Annotated in this window: 6 protein-coding genes; 1 reads left to right on the top strand and 5 read right to left on the bottom strand. The window is 67.9% G+C overall.

The genetic code is table 11. The features are described from left to right. The 3 genes from gatB to tenA all read right to left on the bottom strand — a co-directional run. Positions 1-870, bottom strand: an 870-nt coding sequence (gatB, locus tag AC2VON_RS17400) for an Asp-tRNA(Asn)/Glu-tRNA(Gln) amidotransferase subunit GatB (RefSeq protein WP_486954067.1), incomplete at its 3' end; no start/stop codon positions are given. A gap of 62 nt (positions 871-932) precedes the next feature. Next, entirely contained in the window at positions 933-1,226 is a 294-nt protein-coding gene (ricR, locus tag AC2VON_RS17395; RefSeq protein WP_486954066.1) for a copper-sensing transcriptional repressor RicR, read from the bottom strand. Between the two features lie 14 nt (positions 1,227-1,240). Then, a complete protein-coding gene (tenA, locus tag AC2VON_RS17390) occupies positions 1,241-1,936 on the bottom strand; it encodes a thiaminase II (RefSeq protein WP_486954065.1) in 696 nt (231 codons plus the stop codon). Between the two features lie 74 nt (positions 1,937-2,010). On the opposite strand from tenA, the gene AC2VON_RS17385 reads away from it, so the two are divergent. Then, a complete protein-coding gene (locus AC2VON_RS17385) occupies positions 2,011-2,415 on the top strand; it encodes a DUF2237 family protein (RefSeq protein ID WP_486954064.1) in 405 nt (134 codons plus the stop codon). A 15-nt stretch (positions 2,416-2,430) separates the two neighbouring features. Here the strand turns inward: AC2VON_RS17385 and AC2VON_RS17380 are convergent, their stop codons facing one another. Continuing rightward, on the bottom strand, positions 2,431-3,462 hold the full coding sequence (locus AC2VON_RS17380) for an ATP-dependent 6-phosphofructokinase (protein ID WP_486954068.1): 1,032 nt from the start codon (positions 3,460-3,462) through the stop codon (positions 2,431-2,433). A gap of 95 nt (positions 3,463-3,557) precedes the next feature. Then, positions 3,558-4,714 (bottom strand): Asp-tRNA(Asn)/Glu-tRNA(Gln) amidotransferase subunit GatA (gene gatA / locus AC2VON_RS17375; protein ID WP_486954063.1); only part of this gene is annotated, 1,157 nt, incomplete at its 5' end.

The raw sequence follows: 4,714 nt of genomic DNA, 5'->3' as shown, positions 1-4,714 counted from the left end.
GCGGCCGGGGCTGGTGTAGCCGGCCTCGTGAAAGTGCCTGGTCTCCTGGGTGACCCGGCCTCCCGCGGACAAAACCGCGGCTTGACGGCGCATCTCGTAGCCGACCGCGACCTCCACGCTTTTCAACGAGTTGACGTTCTTCGTTTCGGTGCGGGTGCCGAACTCGCTGGCGCCTCTCGGCTTCAGCGACACGTTGGCGTCACAACGCATCGAACCCTGATCCATCCGCACGTCGGAAACCCCCAACGCGCGCAATAGATCTCGCAATGCGGTCACGTAGGCACGCGCGATCTGCGGGGCACGTGCGCCGGTGCCTTCGATGGGTTTCGTGACGATCTCGATCAGCGGCACGCCGGAGCGGTTGTAATCGATCAGCGATTCGGTGGCGCCTTCGATGCGGCCGGTGTCGGAGCCTAGGTGCGTCAGCTTGCCGGTGTCCTCCTCCATGTGCGCACGTTCGATCCCCACCCGCCAGGTCGACCCGTCGTCCATCGGCACATCCAGGTGGCCGTTGACCGCGATGGGCTCGTCGTACTGGGAGATCTGGTAGTTCTTCGGCATGTCCGGGTAGAAGTAGTTCTTCCGGGCGAACCGGCACCACGAGGCGATACCACAGTTCAGCGCCAACCCGATCCTAATCGCCGACTCCACCGCAGCGGCGTTGAGCACCGGTAGCGAGCCGGGCAGCCCCAGGCACACCGGGCACACCTGGGTGTTGGGCTCGGCGCCGAATGCGGTTGAGCAGCCGCAGAACATCTTGGTCGTCGTGGACAGTTCGACGTGCACCTCCAGCCCCAGCACCGGGTCGAAGCGGGCGACGACGTCGTCGTAGTCGAGCAGATCGGCTTCGGAGCCAACGGAAACGGTCACGACGCTGAGTCTAGAGACCCGACAGCCGCCACGGCGAGCGTCGACGAGTCACGCCGCGGCGATCAGGTGCGGACAAGCCGTGCGATGGCGGCGGAGGCTTCGGCCAGCTTCGCGTGGGCCTCGTCGCCGCCCTGCGCGACCGCGTGGCTCACGCAGTGGTCGAGGTGCTCGTCGAGCAGGCTCAGCGCCACCGAACGCAAGCCACTGTTGACGGCACTGATCTGGGTGAGAATATCGATGCAGTACTTGTCTTCGTCGATCATCCGTGCGACCCCGCGGACCTGTCCCTCGATGCGGCGCAGCCGCTTGGCGTAGCTGTCCTTGTGTGCCGTATATCCGTGTGGGCCCTTGGTCATTCCAGCGATCATACCTACCCCACGGGGGTATCTGTCGCCACTGACACCGGCCAGTCCTCCATCCGGTAGGCGGCGTCGAAGAACATCCACTCGTAGCGGGCGGTGACCCGAACATGATGACGCATCAACTCCAGGTCGCGCTGCGAGGCCTGCGCCCCGACCCGGTCGGCGACGTCGAGCACCGCGTTCACCACGGCCTGGAACTCCTGCCCCGCGTACATGTCGATCCACTGCTGATACAGCGGGTCAGCCGAGCCGGATCGCTGCAGGTGTTCGCCGACCCGGGCGTAAATCCAGTAGCACGGCACCACCGCGGCGAGAGCCTCCGCGTAGCAGCCGCCGTACACGGTGGCCAGCAGATAGCTGGCGTAGGCCTGGGTGGTCGGGGTCACCGGCAGCAACGCCGCCTCACCCGCGCTGAACCCGAGCCCGGCGAGCAGCTCGGCGTGCAACTCCCGCTCAGCGGCGATCGCCTGGCCCGCGTGATCGGCGAACATCGCCAGCTCGGTCTCCTCCGGCGCCTTCGCCGCGCAGACGGCCAGCGCGCGAGCGTAACCGCGCAGGTAGTGGGCATCTTGGGTGATGTAGTAGCGGAACTGACCGTTCTCTAACGACCCATCGGCCAGCCCGGTCAGGAACGGGTGCGCGCAGATTCCGCGGTAAAGGCCGGCGATGTCGTCCCAGAGCAGATCACGCACGCGGTCGGACATAACCTACGGTAACCGGAGAGCAGTACCGGCTTAGACTTCGACACTGACCCGACTCGAGGGGACCACCGACCCAGATGTCTGACCAGCCTGGCCGTCATGACCGCAACGTGCTCGGCGGGCCGCTGCAACCGTGCGGCACCGACCCGGTCACCGGGTTCTATCGCGACGGCTGCTGCTCAAGCGGGCCGGAGGATGTTGGACTGCACACCATCTGTGCCGTGGTGACCGGCGAGTTCCTGAAGCACCAACGCTCGATCGGCAACGACCTGTCCACTCCGGTCCCGGCTTACCGGTTCCCCGGCCTCAGCCCTGGTGACCGCTGGTGTGTCACCGCGCTGAACTGGCTGCGGGCGCATCACGACGGTTATGCCGCGCCGGTGGTGCTGGCCGCCACCCACGAGCGCACGCTCGACGTGGTGGATCTGGGGGTGCTACGGCGCTACGCCGTCGACGTGCCCGACCATCTCGGCGACCTGTGACCGGATCAGCTGGGCTTAACCGAAGAACGCGGCGGCGTCGTCGTAGCGACCCTGCGGCACCAGCTTGAGCTGGCGTACCGCATCGGCCAACGGCACCCGATCGATGTCCTGGCCGCGCAGCGAGACCATCATCCCGTACTCACCGGCGTGGGCGGCGTCGGCGGCGTTGACGCCGAACCGGGTGGCCAGAACCCGGTCGTAGGCCGTCGGGGTGCCACCCCGCTGGACATGCCCCAGCACGGTGGTGCGCACTTCCTTCTTGACGCGTTGTTCGATCTCCACCGCAAGCTGGGCGGCCACCCCGGTGAACCGCTCGTGCCCGAACTCGTCGATACCGCCGGCCCGCAGTTCCATCGATCCCGCGGCGGGTTTGGCGCCCTCGGCGACCACGCAGATGAAATGCGACGAGCCGTGCTGGAACCGCTTTTTGACCAGCCGGCACACTTCTTCGACGTCGAAGGGCTGCTCGGGGATCAGCGTCATGTGTGCGCCGGAGGCCAGGCCCGCGTTCAGTGCGATCCACCCGGCGTGTCGGCCCATCACCTCCACCAGCATCACCCGCTGATGGGACTCGGCGGTGCTGTGCAGCCGGTCGATGGCCTCGGTCGCGACCTGCAGCGCCGTGTCGTGGCCGAACGTGACGTCGGTGCAGTCGATGTCGTTGTCGATGGTCTTGGGCACCCCGACCACCGGCACATTCTCTTGCGCCAGCCAGTGTGCGGCGGTCAGGGTGCCCTCGCCGCCGATCGGGATCAGCACGTCGATGCCGTTCTCGTCCAGCGTCTGCTTGACCTGCTCCAGGCCGGCGCGCAGCTTGTCCGGATGCACCCGGGCGGTGCCGAGCATGGTGCCGCCCTTGGCCAGCAGCCGGTCGTTGCGGTCGTCGTTGTAGAGCTGGATGCGCCGGTTCTCCAGCAAGCCGCGCCAGCCGTCGGAGAACCCGACCACCGACGAGCCGTACCGGGCGTCGCAGGTGCGCACCACCGCCCGGATCACGGCGTTCAGGCCAGGACAGTCGCCGCCTCCGGTGAGGACTCCGATCCGCATGGCAACCATCTTGCCGGGTGGGTCATCTCGTGTCGCGAGCATGCACACAATCGCATCGCCCGGGCGTCGAAAATGCGATTCTGCGCATGCTCGCGTCAGAGGGTGGGCGGGCTGGGCAGCGCGCCGCGGGCGGCCTCGTAAGCCGCGCCCACCCGGTAGAGCCGGTCGTCGGCCAGTGCAGGCGCCATGATCTGCAGCCCCACCGGCAGCCCGTCGTCCTCTGAGAGCCCGGACGGCACCGACATGCCGCAGTGCCCGGCCAGATTCAGCGGCAGGGTGCACAGGTCGAACAGATACATCGCCAGCGGGTCGTCGACCTTCTCCCCCAGCCGGAAAGCCGTGGTCGGAGTGGTGGGTGAGACGAGGACGTCCACGGCCTTATACGCCTCGTCCAGATCGCGGCCGATCAGGGTTCGCACCTTCTGCGCTTGGTTGTAGTAGGCGTCGTAGTAGCCGGCCGACAACGCATAGGTGCCGAGCATGATGCGGCGTTTGACCTCCGGGCCGAACCCGGCCGCCCGGGTCAGTGCCATCACCTCTTCGGCGCTGTGGCTGCCGTCGTCGCCGATGCGCAGCCCGTAGCGCATCGCGTCGAAGCGAGCCAGGTTGGACGACACCTCCGAGGGCAGGATCAGGTAGTAGGCCGAGAGCGCGTCGTCGAAGTGCGGACAGTCCACCTCGCTCACCTGGGCGCCAAGTTCGGTCAGCTGCGCCACGGCGGCGTGAAACGAGGCGAGCACCCCGGCCTGATACCCCTCGCCGCCGTGCAGCTGGCGCACCACGCCGATCCGCACGCCGCTCAGGTCACCCGCCGCGCCGGCGTGAGCTGCGCCCACCACGTCGGGCACCCCGGCGTCGACGGAGGTGGAGTCGCGAGCGTCGTGCCCGGCAATCACGGCATGCAGCAGCGCGGTATCGAGCACACTGCGCGCACACGGCCCGCCTTGATCCAACGACGACGCGCAGGCCACCAGGCCATACCGGCTCACCGTGCCGTAGGTGGGTTTGACGCCGACGGTAGCGGTCAGCGCCGCCGGCTGGCGGATCGAGCCGCCGGTGTCGGTGCCGATGGCCAGCGGCGCCTGAAACGCCGCCAGCGCCGCCGCGCTGCCCCCGCCGGAGCCGCCGGGCACCCGGTCGGTGTCCCACGGGTTACGGGTCACCTGGTAGGCGGAGTTCTCCGTCGACGAGCCCATCGCGAACTCGTCCATGTTGGTCTTGCCCAGGATCGGGATCCCGGCCGCGCGCAGCC

Source organism: Mycobacterium sp. TH-M82 (genome assembly GCF_057473605.1).
This window is presented reverse-complemented; position numbering and strand designations above follow the sequence as displayed.

Bases quoted from the DNA above. Each gene is read 5' to 3' on its own strand.
- AC2VON_RS17380 (WP_486954068.1), bottom strand. From the start codon at position 3,462: ATGCGGATCGGAGTCCTCACCGGAGGCGGCGACTGTCCTGGCCTGAAC.
- ricR (WP_486954066.1), bottom strand. From the start codon at position 1,226: ATGACCAAGGGCCCACACGGATATACGGCACACAAGGACAGCTACGCC.
- tenA (WP_486954065.1), bottom strand. From the start codon at position 1,936: ATGTCCGACCGCGTGCGTGATCTGCTCTGGGACGACATCGCCGGCCTT.
- AC2VON_RS17385 (WP_486954064.1), top strand. From the start codon at position 2,011: ATGTCTGACCAGCCTGGCCGTCATGACCGCAACGTGCTCGGCGGGCCG.